This is a genomic window from Bradyrhizobium genosp. P (genome assembly GCF_049949265.1).
GTDB lineage: Bacteria > Pseudomonadota > Alphaproteobacteria > Rhizobiales > Xanthobacteraceae > Bradyrhizobium.
Map to the genome: position 1 here is coordinate 5,788,512 of NZ_CP188195.1, position 17,781 is coordinate 5,806,292.

Consider the following 17,781-nt stretch of genomic DNA (forward strand, 5'->3'; position numbering starts at 1 on the left):
ACGGGGAAACCATGACAGCACCACGCGATAAATTCGGCCGGCCGATCGTTGTCGTGACCGGCATGGGAATCGTGACATCGCTCGGCGCCGGCAAGACCGACAACTGGACTCGCCTGACGGCCGGCCAATCCGGCATCAAGACGGTCACGCGTTTTCCGATCGACGGCATGAAGACGACGATGGCCGGCGCGGTCGATTTCGTCACCGTCGAGCCGTTCTCTTCGACCGAACTGTCCGAGCGCCTCGCCGTGATGGCGACCGAAGAAGCGCTCGAGCAATCCGGCATCGGCAGCAAGGGTGACTTCCCGGGACCGCTGTTCCTGGCGGTCGCTCCGGTCGAGAGCGAATGGCCACAACGACTTGAGGTCGCGCGTGCCGTCGAGAAACGAGACTTCGGAATCATCGACTACCTGGCGGCCTGCGGTAACGGCCAGTTCACCCATTTTCACCGCCGCTTCACATTCGGCTCGGTCGCGCTTCATCTCGCCGACACCTTCGGCACCAAGGGATCTCCGATTTCGCTGTCGACGGCCTGCGCGTCCGGCGCGACCGCCATCCAGCTCGGCGTCGAAGCGATCCGCCGCGGCGAAGCCGATGCGGCGCTGTGCATCGCGACCGACGGCTCAGTCAATCCCGAAGCCATGGTGCGCTTCTCGCTGCTGTCTGCCCTCTCCACTCAGAACAATCCGCCGCAGGGCGCTTCGAAGCCATTCTCGAAGAACCGCGACGGTTTCGTGATGGCCGAAGGCGCCGGCACGCTGGTGCTGGAGAGCTACGACGCGGCGATGGCCCGCGGCGCGCGGATCCTCGGCGTCGTCGCCGGCTGCGGCGAGCTCACCGATTCCTTCCACCGCACCCGTTCGAGCCCGGATGGCAAGCCGGCGATCGGCTGCGTGCGCAAGACGCTCGCGGACGCGGGCATGGAGCCGAGCCAGATCGACCACATCAACGCGCACGGCACCTCGACACCGGAAAACGACAAGATGGAGTATCTGGCGACCTCGGCGGTGTTCGGCGAACACACGCCGAACATCCCGGTGTCGTCCAACAAGTCGGCGGTCGGCCACACCATCTCGGCGGCCGGCGCCGTCGAAGCGATCTACTCACTGCTCACACTCGAGCATCAGCGGATTCCGCCGACCATCAATTACGAGGTGCCCGATCCCGCGATTCCGTTCGACGTGGTCGGCAACAACGCGCGCGACGCACGCGTTACCGCCGTGATGTCGAACTCGTTCGGCTTCGGTGGGCAAAATGCCTCGCTGATCTTGACGCGCGAACCGGCCTAGGCCGGTTCTCGCTTCGCGCGATGAAACGTCTGCTCCTTCGTACCAAGGCGCGCCTGCGCGACGCCACCAAACCCGCCACCGAAGCGGCGGTCGGCGCTTTGACGGTCGGCCTGTTGCGAACCACGCGCTATTTCGATCCCGACAAGACCGCGAAATTCTTCGGCCGGCTTACACACTTCATCGGCCGCAGGCTGCGCGAGGATCGCATCGGTCGCGAGAACCTCAAGGCCGCCTTCCCCGAAAAGTCGCCGGAGGAGATCGAGCAAATCCTCACCGGGGTCTGGAACAATCTCGGGCGGCTCGGCGCCGAGTTCGCTCATCTCGACCATATCTGGGACCACGACCCCAAGCATCCCGAACAACCAAGCCGCGTCGAATTCTCCGGGCGCAGCAAGGAACTGTTCGACCAACTGCGCGACGACGGCAAGCCTGCGCTTTTCTTTGCGGCGCATCTGGGCAATTGGGAGTTGCCCGCGCTCGCTGCGGTCGCCCACGGGCTCGATGCTGCGATCCTGTTCCGTCGGCCGAATATCGAATCCGCCGATCGCGCCATCGAACGCATCCGCCAGGTCAAGATGGGCACGCTGATCCCGGCCGGCCGCGATGCGCCGTTCAAGCTCGGGCAGGCGCTGCAGAACGGCCAGCACGTCGCGATGCTGGTCGACCAGTATTTGACCAACGGCGTTCCCGTCACCTTCTTCGGCCGCAAGACCACCGCCAATCCGCTGCTGGCGCGGCTGCGCCGGCAGGTCGAGTGCCCGATCCACGGCACGCGGATCATCCGCTTGCCTGACGGCCGCTTCCGCGGTGAGGTGTCGGAGGAAGTGAAACCGGTGTTCGATGCCTCCGGCGAGATCGACATCCAGGGCACGATGCAGGCGGTCACCGATGTCGTCGAGAGCTGGGTCCGCGAATATCCGGATCAATGGCTCTGGCTGCACCGGCGCTGGCGATGATGCTTCGCGTCACTTCCCCGTCTTCACGCGGGTCCAGAGGCGATTGATGATCCGCTGCGTGGCGGGATCGCGCGCCATGATCACGAACAGCTTCTGCTGCATCGCCTCGTCGGGATAGATGTTCTTGTCGTCGAGGATCTTCGGGTCGATCAGCTTCTGGCTCGCCAGATTGCCGTTGGCATAGGACAGGAAGTTCGAGTTCTTCGCCGCGACGTCGGGACGGTAGAGATAGTTGATCAGCTCATAGGCCTCAGCGACGTTCTTCGCATCCGCTGGGATCGCGAGATTGTCGAAGAACATCTGCGCGCCCTCCTTCGGGACGGTGTAGCCGATCTCGACCCCGGTCTTGGCCTCCGCCGCGCGGCTGCGCGCCTGCATGATGTCGCCCGACCACCCGACCACGAAGCAGATCTCGCCCGAAGCCAGCGCGCCGAGGTATTCGGATGAGTGGAATTTGCGGACATAGGGCCGGATCTTGATGACCAGATCGGCCGCCTTTTCCAGGTCGGCCTGCCTGGTCGAATTCGGATCGAGCCCGAGATAGCTCAACGCCGCCGGCAGGATGTCGTCGGCAGAGTCCAGCATGTGGATGCCGCAATCCTTGAACTTGGCGAGGTTCTCCGGCTTGAACACCATGTCCCAGCTGTCGATCTTGGCGTCGGGACCGAGGATCTGCCGCGCCATCTTGACGTTGTAGCCGATGCCGGTGGTGCCCCACATGTAGCTGGCGCCGTAATTGTTGCCGGGATCGTAGGTTGCCAGCTGCTTCGTCACCACCGGCCAGGCGTTGGCGAGGTTGGGCAGCTTCGACTTGTCGAGACTCAAGAACACTTTCGCGGTGATCTGGCGTTGCAGGAAATAGCCGGTCGGCACCACGACGTCGTAGCCCGACTTGCCGGCAAGCAACCGCGTCTCCAGCGTCTCGTTGGCGTCGAAGGTGTCGTAGACGACCTTGATGCCGGTCTCCTTGGTGAAGTCCTCCAGGACTCCCGGCGCCATATAGTTCGACCAGTTGTAGAAATTGACCGTGCGCTCCTCCGCACCGGCGGAGAAAGAGAACAGCAGAACCGCGGTCGCGACACCGATCAGGCTGACGTACCGGCCCTGCTTTCTCATCCTTACCTCTTCCGACGGTGGACCGCATCCGACAGACGCTCCAGCGCGGTATCGAGCGTGGAGTCTTTCTTGGAAAAACAAAACCGCACAACCGACGTCACCGCATCCTGCTCATAGAATGCGGACACGGGAATTGCCGCGACCTTGTAGTCCTGGACGATGCGCCAGCAAAACTCCGCGTCGGTCTCGTTGAGCCCGAGCGGCGACAGATCCACGGTGAGGAAGTAGGTCCCCTGCGATTTCAGGACCGGGAAGCCGATGCTTTCCAGCCCCTTCGTGAGGCGGTCGCGGCTACGCGCCATATCCCTGCGCATATCGAGGAAATAGTCGTCCGGCTTGTTGAGGCCGTAAGCGACGGCAGCCTGCAGATTGGGCGCCGTGGTAAACGTGAGAAACTGGTGCACCTTGGCGGCCACGCGCAACATCGGCGGCGCGGCACAGACGAAACCGATCTTCCATCCGGTCAGCGAGAAGATCTTGCCGGCGCTGCCAATCTTGATGGTGCGATCGCGCATCCCCGGGATCGTGATCAGCGGGATGTGCTCGCGGCCGTCGAAGACCACGTGCTCCCAGACCTCGTCACAGATCGCGACGCTGTCGAACTCCTGGCAGAACCGCGCCAATAATTCGAGGTCTTCGCGCGGATAGACCACCGCGGCCGGGTTGAGCGGATTGTTGAACAGCACCGCCTTGGTCTTGTGATTGAAGGCGCTCCGCAGCATCTCCTCGTTCAGCCGCCAGTGCGGCGGCTCGAGACGCAGCAGCCGCGGAATGCCGCCGGCCTGCCGAATGATCGGGAGATAGGAATCATAGACCGGCTGAAACACGATCACTTCGTCACCGGGCTCGACAACAGCAAGGATGGCGGAGGTCAACGCCTCGGTGCCGCCCGACGTCACCATCACCTCGGTCATCGGATCGAGGCTGAGCCCGTGCCAGCGTCCATAGTGCGACGCGATCGCCTGCCGGAGTTCCGGAATGCCCATCATCGACGGGTACTGGTTGTAGCCGTTCAGCGTGGCATCCGCGGCGGCGCGCCGGATGTCCTCCGGTCCGGGATCGTCGGGAAAGCCCTGGCCGAGATTGATGGCGTTGTTGTCGCGCGCAGCCTGCGACATCGCCTCGAAGATCGTCACGGGAAGGTCTGCGAAGACCTTGTTCATGGACGTCATGGCGGAAATCAGCCGCCCGTCTTGGTCGGCAATCCCGCAGCCTTCCAGCCGATGATGCCGCCTGCGAGATGCTTGTCATAGGGCAGACCCGCGGCCTGGGCCGCCAGCGACGCCGTCACTGAGCGCTTGCCCGAGCGACAGGCGAACACCACCTGCCTTCCTTTCGGATCGGGAATATCGGAGGGGTCGAAGGTCGACAGCGGCACCACAACGCCATCGGGATAAGCCTCGACGGCGACCTCATTCGGCTCGCGGACATCGACCAGGAGATAGCGCCCGTCGGCTATTCCCTTCGACACCTCGTCCGGCATCAAATCTTCTACCTTGTGGTCCGCCACGGAAAAATCCTCCCAACACGCGATTGGCCAGCGTCACGCCCCTGCCAGTCCGGCTGCAAAGTCGCCTCTCGCGCGGAGAAAATCAAGCGTCACAAACGGGTTACGGCCCTGCGAAGAGCTAGATCGTGACTTTAGATCGTGACTTGCGTGCCGACCTCGACCACCCGGCCGGTCGGAATCTGGAAATAGTCGGTGGCGTCGTTGGACGCGCGGCTCAGCGCGATGAACAGGTGGTCCTGCCAGCGCGGCATGCCGGAATGCGCCGCCGGCTTCAGCGCGCGGCGGGACAGGAAGAACGAGGTCGACATGATGTCGAACTGCCAGCCGAGCTTGCGGGCGATCGCCAGCGTCTTCGGCACGTTCGGCGATTCCATGAAGCCGAATTTCAGGGTCACCCTGGAGAAGGTCGCGCTCAGCTGTTCCATCCGCACGCGCTCAGACGGGTCGATGCGCGGCGTCGGCGCGGTCTCGATGGTGAGGATGACGTTCTTCTCGTGCAGCACCTTGTAGTGCTTGAGGCTGTGCATCAGCGCGGTCGGCGCGCTGACGGGATCGCTGGTCAGGAACACCGCGGTGCCCGAGACCCGCTGCGGCGGCCGCTTTTCCAGCATCGCGACGAGATCGGCGAGCGGGAATTCCAGCTTGCGCGACTTCTCGAACAACAGCCGGCTGCCATGACGCCAAGTGTACATCATGACGATCATCACAGCACCGAGCGCGAGCGGCACCCAGCCGCCCTCCCAGACCTTGAGCAGGTTGGCGGCGAGGAAGGTCAGGTCGAGGAACAGGAACGGTGCGATCAGTGCAGCGGCCGCGAACGGCGACCATCTCCAGACCCGCCAGATCACGACAAACCCCATCATGGCCGTCACGACCATGGTGCCCGTGACCGAGATGCCGTAGGCCGAGGCCAGCGCACTGGAGGAACGGAACATCAGCACCAGCAGGATCACCGCGATGAACAGCAGCCGGTTGACGCGAGGAATGTAGATCTGCCCGGAATGCGCTTCCGAGGTGTGGCGGATTTCAAAGCGCGGCAACAGGCCGAGCTGGATCGCCTGCCGCGTCAACGAATAGGCGCCGGTGATCACGGCTTGGCTCGCGATCACGGTCGCCAGGGTGGCAAGCGCGACCATCGGGATCAGCGCCCAGTCCGGGAACATCAGGAAGAATGGATTCTCGATCGCCTTGGGATCGGCAAGGACGAGCGCGGTCTGTCCCATATAGTTGACCGCCAGTGACGGCAGTACGATGAACAGCCACGCGGTCTGGATCGGACGCTTGCCGAAATGGCCGAGGTCGGCATAGAGCGCCTCCGCGCCCGTCACGGCGAGGAACACCGCCCCCAGCGTGACGAAGCCGATCACGCCATGATGGACCATGAACAACACCGCGTGGATCGGATTGAGCGCATACAGCACCTCGGGATGCCGCACGATCTGCGGCAGCGCCGCGACCGCGATCACCGCGAACCACACGCACATCACGGGTCCGAAGAAGGCCGCGACGCGCGCGGTGCCGCGCGACTGCACCGAGAACAGCACGGCCAGGATGATCACAGTGAGCGGGACGACGTAGGGGTCGAAGGTCGAGGTGACGAGCTTGATACCTTCGATCGCCGACAGCACCGACAGCGCCGGTGTGATGACGGCGTCGCCGTAGAACAACGCGCCGCTGATGATGCCGAGCAGCACGATCGCGCCGGCCCCCCTGGTGACCGCGCGCTGTGCCAGCGCCATCAGCGCCAGCGTCCCGCCCTCGCCGTGGTTGTCGGCGCGGAGCAGGATCACGACATATTTGAGCGTGACGACGATGATCAGCGCCCACAGGATCAGCGAGAGCACGCCGAGCACCGCATGCGCCATCGGCTCCGCCTCGGAGCCGCTGGCCGCGACGACGGCTTCGCGCAGCGCATAAAGGGGGCTGGTGCCGATGTCGCCATAGACGACCCCGATGCTGCCGAGCATCAGAGCCTTGAAGCCTGCGGTGGAATGCGCCTCGCCATGCCCATTGGCCGCCGGCGTTTCCGCCGCGGTGATCGCACTCTCGGATGACATGGAAAGACGCGCCTTTACCTTCTACCGCACTGCACAACACAGAGTGGCAGGCCTATACTCCCGGCCTGAATGCATAGGTTAGCACGGATTCAGGCCTCCGGCATGCATTTCACGCATGGATGGGGATACCTTCGTTTATGATTCCATTGCAACATCAAATGGTTACCTGCGTACCCACTTCCACGACCCGGCCGGTCGGGATCTGGAAATAATCGGTGGCATCGTTGGCGGACCGGCTCATCGCGATGAACAGGTGGTCCTGCCACTGCGGCATGCCCGATTGGGCTGATGGTTTCAGCGAACGGCGCGACACGAAGAACGACGTCGCCATGATGTCGAACTGCCAGCCGAGTTTGCGCGCCACCGCGAGCGCCTTCGGCACGTTCGGCGACTCCATGAAGCCGAAGCGGAGCCGCACCGTCGAGAACTTGTCGCTGATCTTCTCCATGTGCACGCGCTCGGAGAGATCGACGCGCGGGGTTTGCGCGGTCTCGATGGTCAGGATCACATTGTGCTCGTGCAGTACCTTGTTGTGCTTGAGATTGTGCAGCAACGCAGTCGGCACGAAGTTCGGATCGCTGGTGAGGAACACCGCGGTGCCCTTGACGACGTGCGGCGGCCGCTTCTCCAGGCTCTTGATCAGGTCGCGCAGCGGCACCTCGGTGCGGCGGGTCTTGGCGATCAGGATCGCGGCGCCACGCCGCCAGGTCCAGATCATCGTCGCCATGATCGCACCGAACAGCAGCGGCACCCAGGCGCCTTCAAACAGCTTCAGCAGATTGGCGCTGAAGAAGGTGATGTCGATGACGACGAACGGCAGGATCAACGCCGCCGCGGACGCCACGCGCCAGTTCCACAGCTTCCAGATCACGATGAAGCCCATGATGCCGTCGGCGACCATGGTCGTTGAGACGGCGATGCCGTAGGCGGAGGCCAACCCGCTCGAGGTGCGGAACAAGAGCACCAGCAGCAGCACACCGATCAGCAGCAGGCGATTGACGCGCGGCAGATAGATCTGGCCGGCGTGGGTCTCCGACGTGTAGCGGACCTCGAAGCGCGGCAACAGCCCGAGTTGCACCGCCTGGCGGATCAGCGAATAGGCGCCGGTGATCACCGCCTGGCTCGCGATCACGGTCGCGGCCGTGGCGAGCCCGATCAACGGCAGCAGCAGCACATCCGGCACCATGCGATAGAACGAGTTCTCGATGGCCGCCGGATCGGTCAACACCAGCGCGCCCTGCCCGAAATAGTTCAGCAGCAGCGAGGGCAGCACGAAGAACAGCCAACCGGACTGGATCGGCTTGCGGCCGAAATGGCCGAGATCCGCATACAGCGCCTCGCCGCCGGTCACCGCGAGGAACACCGCGCCCAGCGTCACCAGGCCGATGGTGCCGTGGCTCAGCAGGAACTGGATCGCGTAATAGGGATTGATCGCCGCCAGCACCGACGGATCGTCCATGATGTGCACGATCCCCAGCGTCGCCAGCGAGGCAAACCACACCACCATGACCGGTCCGAAGGCGGAGGCGACGCGGGCGGTGCCGTGGCTCTGCACCGAGAACAGCAGGACCAGGATCAGGATCGTCAGCGGCACGACATAATGCTCGAGATGCGGCGTCGCGAGCTTGAGGCCTTCGACCGCCGACAGCACCGAGATCGCCGGCGTGATCATGGAATCGCCGATGAACATCGAGGCGCCGATCACGCCGAGCGCCAGAAGCGGCCAGCTCCGGCGTCCGATCGCGCGCTGGCCGAGCGCCATCAGCGACAGCGTCCCGCCCTCGCCATTGTTGTCGGCGCGCAGCAGCAGCAGCACGTATTTCGCGGTGACGACGGTGAACAGCGCCCACAGGATCAGGCTGAGCACGCCGAGCACCATGATCCGGGTGACCGGCTGGCCGTGCGCGGCGCCGCCGACCGCCTCGCGGAATGCATAGAGCGGCGAAGTTCCGATATCGCCGAACACCACCCCGATGCTGCCCAGCGTCAGGGCCCAGAAGCCCGAGGTGGCCTGCCCCTCCTGGGCTTCGGTGGATGTGACGCTGACCGCCATGACAGGTTGGAACGCGCTATTGGTTGATTTGATCCGCGCGCGGCTATCGACGCTTCCGCGCAGACTGTCAACCGAGCACAAGGTCACGTCACGGTAGCATGGTAATCGGCACTTACGGCTTCAGATCCGGCGGCAGCGGCGGATTTTCCCGCATCAGCGTGATGGTGACGCGACGATTCGCCGGCAACGTCGGATCGTCGGGAAACAGCGGCTGGCCATCGGCTTTGCCCGACACCGCGAAGATATGGGCCGACGGCAATCCCTCCCGCTCCAGGATCTGCCGCACGGCATTGGCGCGGTCCGCGGACAGGTCGAAGGCGTCGTAATCGCCGCGCGCCGGCACGAAGCCTGCGGCCGTATGCCCCACGATCGAGACCCGCAGCGGCGTCGCCTTCAGCGGCGCGGCGAGCTTCTGGATCAGCCGGCGGGTGCGGTCATACGGCACCTTCGACCCGTCGGCGAACATCGAGCGGCCATCCTGGTCGACGATCTCGAGGTTGAGGCCCTCGTTGGTCTCCTCGAACATGATGTTCTTGGAAATCTCGGTCAGCTCCGGCATGTCCTGCAGCGCTTGCCGAAGTGAGGCCGAGGCGAGCGCGAATTCGCGGTCGATCTTCAGCCGCGCGCCGTTGAGCTGGCTGCGCTCCTGCTCGTCCGGCGTCGGATTGGCGGAGGATTCCTCCGGCGAGATGTGATCGACATTCTTCAGCTTCGGCCGCGTCGGCAGGCCGTCGGATTCCACGATGCCGGAATAGCGCACGTTGGTCTGCACGCCGAAGGCGTCGCGCATCGAGCCCGCGACGATCTTCAGCTTGTTGTTGTCCATGGTGGAGAAGGCGACGAGCATCACGAAGAAGCTCATCATCAGACCCATCAGGTCCGCGAACGTCACGAACCAGCCGTGACCTCCGCCATGTGCATCGCCGCGCTTTTTCTTCGCCATCGATCAAGCTTCCTGGACGCGCCTGCCACTGACCTCAGGCCGGGACCGGCTCGCCTTCCTCGTGGCGATGCTTTTCCGGCAGATAGGCCAGCAGCATTTCGCGGACCAGCGCCGGGCTCTTGGAATCGCGGATCATCAGGATGCCGTCGATAATCAGCGTGCGGTTGGTCTCCTCGTCGAGCAGCTTGCCATGCAGCTTGTCGGCGATCGGCAGACAGAACAGGTTCGCGACCAGCGCGCCATAGAGCGTAGCGAGCAGCGCGGTCGCCATGAACGGGCCGAGCTTGGAGGGGTCGGTCATGTTGGCGAACATCTGCACCATGCCGATCAGCGTACCGATCATGCCGAACGCCGGCGCGCAGTCGCCGATCGCGCGGTAGATCTTGCTGCCCTCGTCGAGATGCATGAGGAAATTGTCGCGGTCGCGCTCCAGATTGTCGCGGATGAATTCGAGGTCGTAACCGTCGGCGACGTAGCGGATGCCCTTGGCGAGGAAAGGCTCTGACGTCTCGACCTTTTCGAGGCCGACCGGACCCTGCTTGCGGGCGATCTCGGCGATGCGGGCGAGCTCGTCGACGAGGTCGCGGGCCGACAGCCGGCTCATGGTGAAGGCAAACTTGGCGCCCAGCGGCAGGCCGTGCAGCATCACGCCGAGCGGGAAGCGGATCATGGTCGCCGAGATCGAACCGCCGAAGATGATGATCATGGCGTGTTCGGAGATGAACATGTGCACGTCGCCGCCCAGGAGCATCATCACCGCGATAACGGCGAAACCGGCCAGCAACCCGGCGCCTGTCATGATATCCATGGGAGACTCCAACGCGAACGCAACACCCGCCTGTCCTGGACGGCGCGCGGTCCAAGGCGGATCACGCGGAAAAACCCTAACGTTAATGCCATTAAGGACGAGTTACCGAATTCGGTAGGGATAACAACGGGTAAACGCTCTGCTTCTCGCGATGTCGTTGAAGATGCTGGTTTTCCGCATCGAACGCGGCCACGGCATGCGCAAAAACCCTCCCCGTAGAACACCGGACATGAGATAGCTCTCCGCTGAGGAAACAAGCCAACGGGAAGCACAGGATGAAGGCGGTTGTCGTCGAGCAATATGCGCCGGTCGATCAGATCGGGCTGAAGGAGATCGCCACGCCCGACCCCGGGCTTGGGCAAATCCGCGTCCGGGTGCACGCCGCGAGCATCGGCTTCGTCGATGGATTGAAGGTCGAGGGCCGCTACCAGACCAAGGATACCCTGCCCTTTACGCCCGGCGCGGAGTTCGGCGGCGTGGTCGACGAGGTGGCCAACGACGTCACCAGTGTCACGCCGGGGATGCGGGTGATGGGCGCGGCGCGCTCGGGCGCGCTGGCGGAATATATCACCGTGCCGGCCGCCGCCGTCGAGATCATGCCTGACAGCCTGTCGATGGAGTCTGCTGCCGCCTTCCGCACCAACTACCTCACCGCGCTCTATGCGCTCGGCGAGCGCGGTACGCTCCGCCCCGGCGAGCAGTTGCTCGTGCTCGGCGCGGCCGGCGGCACCGGCATCGCCGCGATCCAGATCGGCAAGTTGCTCGGCGCCCGGGTCATCGCCGCCGCCTCGACGGAAGCGAAGCGCAAATTCGCCGCGAGCTTCGGCGCCGACGCCGTCATCGACTACACCAGGGCCGACTGGCGTGACGCGCTGAAGGAAGCGACCGGTGGTCATGGCGCCGACGTGATCTTCGATCCGGTCGGTGGCGAGGTGTCGGTGCAGGCGTTCCGCTCGATCGCCTGGAACGGGCGGCATCTTGTGGTCGGCTTTGCCGCGGGCTCCATCCCCGCGCTGCCGTTCAATCTGCCGCTCCTGAAGGGCGGCCTCCTGATCGGTGTCGATGCGGCCCAGATCGCACGCCGCGAGCCTGCGGCGCAGGCGCGCGTGATGACGCAATTGTCGGCCTGGCTGAATGACGGCAAGCTTGTGCCGGTCGTCGGCCAAGTGTTCGCGTTCGAGGATTTCCGCGCGGCGTTCAAGACCATGCAAACCCGCGCCGCGCTGGGCAAGATGGTGGTAAGGATTGGTTGAGGGCGGCACAGCTACCAATTCCCTGATCCCTGGCCAAACCCACGGTGTCGTCGCCCAGCTTGACCGGGCGATCCAGTATTCCAGAGACGGTTGTGCGGCGTACTGGGTCGCCCGGTCCCAGTGCGCAATTGCGCACAAGGCCGGGCGATGACAGTTGTAGATGAGGTGCGGTTTCACGTCCTCGCGACATGATTTGTCCGAGGCTTGCATTTCGTTTGCCCTCTCATCTTGCAGAGGGCGCAGGGAAAGCCGGGTGCCGATCGCACCCATGGGCCCGGTGCAACAAAAAGCACCGGGGTAGGACCACAGGTGTAACCGGGAACTCCGGCTTTCCCTGCGCGATGGGTTACGGCTTATACGTGCTCTCCCCGGTGAGACTGGGCTCTTTTGTCACCGCCATCAGCAAGAGACGTCAGTCTCTTGTGACAGGACACCTGCCACTAGGGCGTCAGGCCTGCACGACTTCGCCGTCCGCCTCATGCGCACTCGTCTGTTGCGCAATCCGCGTCCACCGCATCCCACCGCGCGTTCGTGACGTGCGCTCGCCCCTCAATCGGGTGGGACGGGGGATTCATACACTGAGTTGCCCTTCTGATAAATAGAAATATTTTTATCGAGAGGGCTTGACCGGTTTTGACTGAGTTGCCCGTCGGGGCGGTTTGTCGCATGCGGCACAGCTGAATTTGACTTGCGCCCCCCGGTCCGAACCGACGTAGCGCAGGCGACGTCACTTCGCTTGGAACCAACGACGCGCCGACGCATTGTCATTTCACCCATCGGTTGAGAGATCGCTTGCTGCCCGCATCGGTAATTCGTTCCGGTCCGGAGTGTGCCGCGTTGCCTCTGCCGGCGGGCACTGGTCTCCGTATTCTCCAAACCTATGTTGCACCTCAAGGCGTTTCCAACTTGTGTCAGGTACCGGACAGTCAGAGTTCGACAAGACGTCAGACCGCGAGCCAGCCATCGCTGCCAGAGACGACGCGATGAAGACTGACAAGGCCATCTGGTACGTCTCCTTTGCGCTGAAAGACGCCGACGCCGGACACCAGCGCTTCGCACGACAGACGCAAACCTTCGCAAAAGAAGAAGAGGCAAAGGCGTTCGCGCGTACCCTGCTCGATCGAACCAACATTATCAGCGCCGGGACGCTCAATCCGCACGTCCCAAGGCGCGTGATCGCGCCGGCCGCGATCATGGACTGGATCGGCGATCGCTGAGGCATAATGAGATCAGGCCGTGCACTCATAAATCGCGGCTCGATGTCCGCTGTTCGGTGCTTTGCAGACTCAAACAGGGCATCGCCTCAGGTCCCCAAAAAAAGCCAATAGGCGACATCCCGAAGTTATTCAATCGCCTCGCCAGCTTGCGCGGTGACCAGGACCGGTGAGAAGGAACTATGGTCCTATTGCAGGAGAAGCGGCAGATTGAGCGGGCCGCGGAAACCGAATCCGCGCCAGCGCACGCTCGCGGGATCAGGCAAGGCCATGTTGGGGAAGCGCTCGAACAGCATGGGGAGCAGGATGAGGCCGACGGTGCGCCGCGACAGGTGCGCGCCCGCGCAATGATGCGGGCCGTTGCCAAAGGCCTGGTGAGGATTGGGCTCGCGCAGGCCGTTGTAGTTCTCGCCATCTTCGAAGACGTCCTCGTCTCTGTTGGCCGACGCCTGGATCGTCATCACGGTGTCGCCCTTCGGGATGAAGCAGCCGCGAATCTCCGTGTCCTCCATAACGAACCGTGAACTTGCCTGGATCGGCGCTACCCACCGCACCCCTTCCTCAAAGGCGGAGCGCCATTTGCCGCCTGCACGCACGGCTTCAAGCTGATCAGGATTGGTGAGCAGCCCGTAGAGAATCGTCAGCAGGGCGTCGCGCGGCTCGTTGATGCCGCCGCCGATCGCGATCTTTACATTGGCGATCATCTGGCTTTCTGGAATCGGGTTCTTCGCGTTCACCATGAAGGAGAGCGCTGAGGAATCCGGCTCGGCCCGCACGCGTTCGGCGTTGGCACGGATACATCTGTCCATCTCCGCATTGGCGATGTCGGTCGCTTCGAAAGGCCCCGGCGTCCAACCGAAATTGCCGGCGCCGTCGATCAGCGTCTGCGACCATCGCTGCATGTCCTCATCGCTGGCGTCCGGAACGCCCATCACATGCGCCAGAATCCGCGCGGCAAGCGGTCCCGCGAGGGCGGGAAAGACATCGACCACCTCGCCGCGAGGCAGCCGGTCAAGATACGCCGCGGCCAGTTTCGCATACAACGGCGCCCAGTCGGTTTCGATCGTCTTGGGCATCAAGGCCGGCATCATCGCCATGCGTTCGGACCGGTGCTCGTCGTGGTCCTTGCGCATCAGCGTACGCGCGCGAAAGGCGCGCTCCATCGGCGTGTTCGGATCGTTGGAACTGAACAACGCCGCGTTGTCCTTCACGTCTTTGGTGTCGGCGGCCCTGGTGAGGAAGGTGCGCCCCACGGATTTGACCCGTAATACGGGCGCTTCGCGTCTGAGGCGCCGGTAGATCGGATAAGGATCGCGCGTGAGTTGCTCGATCGTGATGGTCTCGTCGAGGGGGGCCAGGCCCGCGGTCGGCATAGTGCGATCCTATTAGCTGCAGGCCAGTATGCGCCGAGATGAAGCTTAATGGCCGGCGCGAAACATGACAACCCCGGCGTCCGCCGCACGCCGACGCCGGACACCAGCGCTTCGCACGACAGACGCAGACCTTCGCAAAAGAAGAAGAGGCAAAGGCGTTCGCGCGTGCCCTGCTCGATCGAACGGACATTATCAGCGCCGGCACGCTCAATCCGCACGTCCCAACGCGCGTGATCGCGCCAACTGCGATTATGGACTGGATCGGCGATCGCTAAGACATGATGAGATCAGGCCGTGTACTCATAAATCGCGGCTCGATCCATGACCGCTATTCGGCGCTTTGCAGACTCAAACCGGACGTCTCCTCAGGTCCGAAAAGGGCCAAAACCGGACTCAGTGAGACCAAGCCGCCTTCTGCAAGCAAACATCAGCGACCAATGAGCGGCTCGGGCGCGCTCCGTGAGCGCGTCGGGCCTATTTCTATTAGCTTCTCGCGCTTTGTGTTCACCATGGCGCGAACGTTACTTCCTTTCCACGTTCCTTGTCAGGCACAGCCTCCTTGGACCGCACGAACACAAAGCGGGAAATCGCGGATACTTCCGCGTCTGGCCTGCCATCCTGGCCTATGAGGGCAAGACCCGCTCCGCTATTGGCTATGGTTAAAATGACCGGCTCGCCGCTCCACGTCATGATTGGCTCCATTCCAACAACGAGAAATTCACCGATGGGTTGATCAACATACTGAAGCCGCAACTGCGGACCGACCTCTGCTGTCGCAAATCCAAAACCGAGTTTCCGAGCGCGCGCGTAAAGCGCGGCCAGGGGCACGGTGTGGGCTGTAAAGCCGAGTTCGACGGCCGATACGGCGACCAGTTCCACGCTTGCTTTTGTACTGACGGTAAAGGCGGGTCGAGCGAGAATTTCCGCGGCCAGTCCTCCAATGTTGCAACCAGCTGCGTCCAACGCGAGACGAAGGGCGAAAGAATCCATGAAAGTGCCCAGTTCAATTCTCTTCCACACCGCGACATCGGCCGCGGATTTGATCAAGACTTTCGGCGCCTCAGAAGGTTTTCTGAGAAGCAACTTGTCGTGCGAGACATCACGTGCTGCGCATTGAGCCCTGGCTTCACTCGCGGGTTGGAGCATGCACGCCGCGCACAGCGTCACGAAAATGAGAAGGCCGCGATGTGGTGTTCTCGAATATTGGCCGGATGCGGGGAAATTGGTTTCCTGTCCCATGGCAACCTCTCTTGCACAGGGCACGTATGGATAATCAGAAAATTGCTTCAGTATTCGTCGAAGGCCCGCTTCGTCGAGGGGCTCGTAAGGTAGGTCCCATTCGCCACACGAAGGTTCAAGCGAGCATACGAATCTCAGGAGAGATCGGGCAACAACATCTCAGGAGAGATCGGGCAACGACGTTGACCGAATTGGTGTTTGCGACAGCTCACGAGCTTGTTGAAGCCAGTGGCGCCAGTGCAATTTAACCGCGTACGTGCGTGCGACTGCCCATGATCGCTTCGGGTCGTTCGCGACGATTTCGCTATATCTCGGATAGGTCCGCGATCAGTTGCATCTCAGACCGCCAGTTCAACGTTGCAAACCTCTGGATATGCGTGATTCAAGCTCGCGAACCGGAGCCTCGAATTGTCAGATGTGAATTGACGGACCTTGAGTGGACGGCCATTAGGCAATGGCTCGCCTCTGATCAGGTCGCCCCGGACCGCGCCGCCGGCATGTAGATCTGGGCATAGCCTTCCTTGATCGCCGAGGTGATGCGGTCGAGGCGGCGGTCGATATGCTTCTCGAGCACGGAGACGCAGGTCTCCTCGTCGCGCGCCTTCAATCCCTCGACGACGGCGCGATGTTCGGCCTGGGTGTTGGAGCGGTTGATGCGGTCCATGTCGATCCAGCGCACGAAACGAATCCGCGCATTGACGTTGCGCAGCACGCGCAGCATCTCGGCGTTACCAGACATCGCCATCAGCCGCTCGTGGAAGGTCTCGTCAAGCTCGACCAGTTCGACGGACGAACGTTCCCCGGGATCGGGACCGGTGGCTTGCAGGAAGGCCAGCAGCGCGTCGATGTCCTCATCCCCAGCGCGCTTGATCGCGAGCCGGACCGAGGCGATCTCCAGCGACTTGCGCAGTTCATAGAGATCGAAGATCTCATGCGCGTCGAGCTCGCGGCAGAAGAAGCCCTTGCCCGGCATGAAGCGAAGGAAACCCTCGGTGTTGAGCCGGTTCAGCGCCTCGCGCAGCGGCGTGCGGCTGACGCCGAGCCGTTTCGCCAACTCTCCCTCGTTCAGCCGCTCACCCGGCTTGAACTCATAGCTGATCGCCATCGCCTTGAGCTGCTCATAGACGCGGTCGACGATGCTGTCTGAGCTGATGTCCAAGTTGATACCCGCTTGGCTCTTCACGGTTGAAGGGAATCGAGATTGCTACACGATACTATCATCCAAAGGCACGCGGGCGCAGGCCGGCATGAAACCAGGTGATCATGGAATAGATGTCGTAGACGGGAAGCCCGACTTCGGCCTGCAACGCAGCGGCGTAAGGCGGCATGTTGGTGCATTCGAGCACGATGGCGCCGACCTCGGGATGGCGGGCGACCAGTTCTTTGCCGGCCTCGACGACATCGCGTTCGGCCAGGGCGATGTCCATGTCGTCCTTCTCGGCCTTGATCAGCACGCGGAAGAATTCCTTGCCGTGCTCGGTGCCGACCAGCGGGGTATCAAGCGGCACGCCGGCGCCCTCGAGATGGGCCGGCGACAGGGTCGAGCCCGACACCGTGACGAGACCGACGCGCTTGCCCGGCGGCAGCGTCGCCTGCACCCATGGCACCTGCATCAGGGACGAGGTCGCGACCGGCACGCCGACGGCGGCCGCCAGTTCCTTCTGGAACAGCGCGAGGAAGCCGCAATTGGTGGTGAGCGCCTCGGCGCCGAGCCGCACCAGATCCTTCGCAGCGTCGATGAAGTCAGGCAGCAGGCCGGCCGCGCCCTCGAGCACGACCTTCTCGGGCGACGCCCCGCTCACCACACGATAGAGCACCGGGAACGGCCAGGTGGTGCCGTTGCCCATGTCGCCGGGAATCCGGGGAAACCGCGCCTCCAGCATCAGGATGCCGAGCGGCGCGCCATAGAGCGCCTTGCCGCCGCGGGCGATACGAGAAGGAGAATTCGCAGGATACGTCATGGCGTCGAT

At 63.1% G+C, this 17,781-nt stretch carries 15 protein-coding genes; 4 read left to right on the top strand and 11 right to left on the bottom strand.

The window, feature by feature from the left end:
• Positions 1 to 11: 11 nt before the first annotated feature.
• Positions 12 to 1,289, top strand: coding sequence for a beta-ketoacyl-ACP synthase (locus tag ACP2YO_RS28105; protein ID WP_426434397.1), 1,278 nt, complete (start codon positions 12 to 14; stop codon positions 1,287 to 1,289).
• Positions 1,290 to 1,309: 20 nt separating this feature from the next.
• The gene (locus ACP2YO_RS28110) at positions 1,310 to 2,245 is read left to right on the top strand and encodes a lipid A biosynthesis lauroyl acyltransferase (protein ID WP_426434398.1); all 936 of its coding nucleotides are present in this window, start codon (positions 1,310 to 1,312) and stop codon (positions 2,243 to 2,245) included.
• 9 nt (positions 2,246 to 2,254) lie between these two features.
• Here ACP2YO_RS28110 and ACP2YO_RS28115 read toward each other — a convergent pair whose 3' ends face one another.
• From ACP2YO_RS28115 to ACP2YO_RS28145, 7 genes are all read right to left on the bottom strand, one after another.
• Positions 2,255 to 3,361 carry a polyamine ABC transporter substrate-binding protein gene (locus ACP2YO_RS28115; protein ID WP_426434399.1) on the bottom strand — a complete coding sequence of 369 codons (1,107 nt, stop codon included), beginning with the start codon at positions 3,359 to 3,361 and terminating at the stop codon, positions 2,255 to 2,257.
• 2 nt (positions 3,362 to 3,363) lie between these two features.
• Positions 3,364 to 4,533 carry an aminotransferase gene (locus ACP2YO_RS28120; RefSeq protein ID WP_426434400.1) on the bottom strand — a complete coding sequence of 390 codons (1,170 nt, stop codon included), beginning with the start codon at positions 4,531 to 4,533 and terminating at the stop codon, positions 3,364 to 3,366.
• 8 nt (positions 4,534 to 4,541) lie between these two features.
• On the bottom strand, positions 4,542 to 4,844 hold the full coding sequence (locus ACP2YO_RS28125) for a rhodanese-like domain-containing protein (RefSeq protein WP_426443331.1): 303 nt from the start codon (positions 4,842 to 4,844) through the stop codon (positions 4,542 to 4,544).
• Between the two features lie 158 nt (positions 4,845 to 5,002).
• Positions 5,003 to 6,928, bottom strand: a complete 1,926-nt coding sequence (locus ACP2YO_RS28130) for a potassium transporter Kup (protein WP_426434401.1) — start codon at positions 6,926 to 6,928, stop codon at positions 5,003 to 5,005.
• A gap of 154 nt (positions 6,929 to 7,082) precedes the next feature.
• Positions 7,083 to 8,981 carry a potassium transporter Kup gene (locus ACP2YO_RS28135; protein ID WP_426434402.1) on the bottom strand — a complete coding sequence of 633 codons (1,899 nt, stop codon included), beginning with the start codon at positions 8,979 to 8,981 and terminating at the stop codon, positions 7,083 to 7,085.
• Positions 8,982 to 9,093: 112 nt separating this feature from the next.
• Entirely contained in the window at positions 9,094 to 9,924 is an 831-nt protein-coding gene (locus ACP2YO_RS28140) for an OmpA/MotB family protein (protein ID WP_426434403.1), read from the bottom strand.
• 34 nt (positions 9,925 to 9,958) lie between these two features.
• The gene (locus tag ACP2YO_RS28145; RefSeq protein ID WP_426434404.1) at positions 9,959 to 10,732 is read right to left on the bottom strand and encodes a motility protein A; all 774 of its coding nucleotides are present in this window, start codon (positions 10,730 to 10,732) and stop codon (positions 9,959 to 9,961) included.
• Between the two features lie 275 nt (positions 10,733 to 11,007).
• Between ACP2YO_RS28145 and ACP2YO_RS28150 the strand changes: the two genes are divergently transcribed.
• Both ACP2YO_RS28150 and ACP2YO_RS28155 read left to right on the top strand, forming a co-directional pair.
• The gene (locus tag ACP2YO_RS28150) at positions 11,008 to 11,985 is read left to right on the top strand and encodes an NADPH:quinone oxidoreductase family protein (protein WP_426434405.1); all 978 of its coding nucleotides are present in this window, start codon (positions 11,008 to 11,010) and stop codon (positions 11,983 to 11,985) included.
• A gap of 983 nt (positions 11,986 to 12,968) precedes the next feature.
• On the top strand, positions 12,969 to 13,202 hold the full coding sequence (locus tag ACP2YO_RS28155) for a hypothetical protein (RefSeq protein ID WP_426434406.1): 234 nt from the start codon (positions 12,969 to 12,971) through the stop codon (positions 13,200 to 13,202).
• A 185-nt stretch (positions 13,203 to 13,387) separates the two neighbouring features.
• Here the strand turns inward: ACP2YO_RS28155 and ACP2YO_RS28160 are convergent, their stop codons facing one another.
• The 4 genes from ACP2YO_RS28160 to ACP2YO_RS28175 form a co-directional block, all read right to left on the bottom strand.
• A complete protein-coding gene (locus tag ACP2YO_RS28160) occupies positions 13,388 to 14,572 on the bottom strand; it encodes a cytochrome P450 (RefSeq protein ID WP_426434407.1) in 1,185 nt (394 codons plus the stop codon).
• Between the two features lie 504 nt (positions 14,573 to 15,076).
• Positions 15,077 to 15,811 carry a hypothetical protein gene (locus ACP2YO_RS28165; RefSeq protein ID WP_426434408.1) on the bottom strand — a complete coding sequence of 245 codons (735 nt, stop codon included), beginning with the start codon at positions 15,809 to 15,811 and terminating at the stop codon, positions 15,077 to 15,079.
• Positions 15,812 to 16,280: 469 nt separating this feature from the next.
• The gene (locus ACP2YO_RS28170) at positions 16,281 to 16,970 is read right to left on the bottom strand and encodes a GntR family transcriptional regulator (protein ID WP_426434409.1); all 690 of its coding nucleotides are present in this window, start codon (positions 16,968 to 16,970) and stop codon (positions 16,281 to 16,283) included.
• 58 nt (positions 16,971 to 17,028) lie between these two features.
• Complete coding sequence (locus ACP2YO_RS28175) at positions 17,029 to 17,772, bottom strand: aspartate/glutamate racemase family protein (RefSeq protein WP_426434410.1); 744 nt, start codon at positions 17,770 to 17,772, stop codon at positions 17,029 to 17,031.
• Between the last annotated feature and the right edge of the window lie 9 nt (positions 17,773 to 17,781).

What these genes read in the sequence shown, in the direction of transcription:
- ACP2YO_RS28105 (WP_426434397.1), top strand. Translation starts at nt 12, where the DNA reads ATGACAGCACCACGCGATAAATTCGGCCGGCCGATCGTTGTCGTGACC.
- ACP2YO_RS28110 (WP_426434398.1), top strand. Translation starts at nt 1,310, where the DNA reads ATGAAACGTCTGCTCCTTCGTACCAAGGCGCGCCTGCGCGACGCCACC.
- ACP2YO_RS28115 (WP_426434399.1), bottom strand. Translation starts at nt 3,361, where the DNA reads ATGAGAAAGCAGGGCCGGTACGTCAGCCTGATCGGTGTCGCGACCGCG.
- ACP2YO_RS28120 (WP_426434400.1), bottom strand. Translation starts at nt 4,533, where the DNA reads ATGACGTCCATGAACAAGGTCTTCGCAGACCTTCCCGTGACGATCTTC.
- ACP2YO_RS28125 (WP_426443331.1), bottom strand. Translation starts at nt 4,844, where the DNA reads ATGCCGGACGAGGTGTCGAAGGGAATAGCCGACGGGCGCTATCTCCTG.
- ACP2YO_RS28130 (WP_426434401.1), bottom strand. Translation starts at nt 6,928, where the DNA reads ATGTCATCCGAGAGTGCGATCACCGCGGCGGAAACGCCGGCGGCCAAT.
- ACP2YO_RS28135 (WP_426434402.1), bottom strand. Translation starts at nt 8,981, where the DNA reads ATGGCGGTCAGCGTCACATCCACCGAAGCCCAGGAGGGGCAGGCCACC.
- ACP2YO_RS28140 (WP_426434403.1), bottom strand. Translation starts at nt 9,924, where the DNA reads ATGGCGAAGAAAAAGCGCGGCGATGCACATGGCGGAGGTCACGGCTGG.
- ACP2YO_RS28145 (WP_426434404.1), bottom strand. Translation starts at nt 10,732, where the DNA reads ATGGATATCATGACAGGCGCCGGGTTGCTGGCCGGTTTCGCCGTTATC.
- ACP2YO_RS28150 (WP_426434405.1), top strand. Translation starts at nt 11,008, where the DNA reads ATGAAGGCGGTTGTCGTCGAGCAATATGCGCCGGTCGATCAGATCGGG.
- ACP2YO_RS28155 (WP_426434406.1), top strand. Translation starts at nt 12,969, where the DNA reads ATGAAGACTGACAAGGCCATCTGGTACGTCTCCTTTGCGCTGAAAGAC.
- ACP2YO_RS28160 (WP_426434407.1), bottom strand. Translation starts at nt 14,572, where the DNA reads ATGCCGACCGCGGGCCTGGCCCCCCTCGACGAGACCATCACGATCGAG.
- ACP2YO_RS28165 (WP_426434408.1), bottom strand. Translation starts at nt 15,811, where the DNA reads ATGGGACAGGAAACCAATTTCCCCGCATCCGGCCAATATTCGAGAACA.
- ACP2YO_RS28175 (WP_426434410.1), bottom strand. Translation starts at nt 17,772, where the DNA reads ATGACGTATCCTGCGAATTCTCCTTCTCGTATCGCCCGCGGCGGCAAG.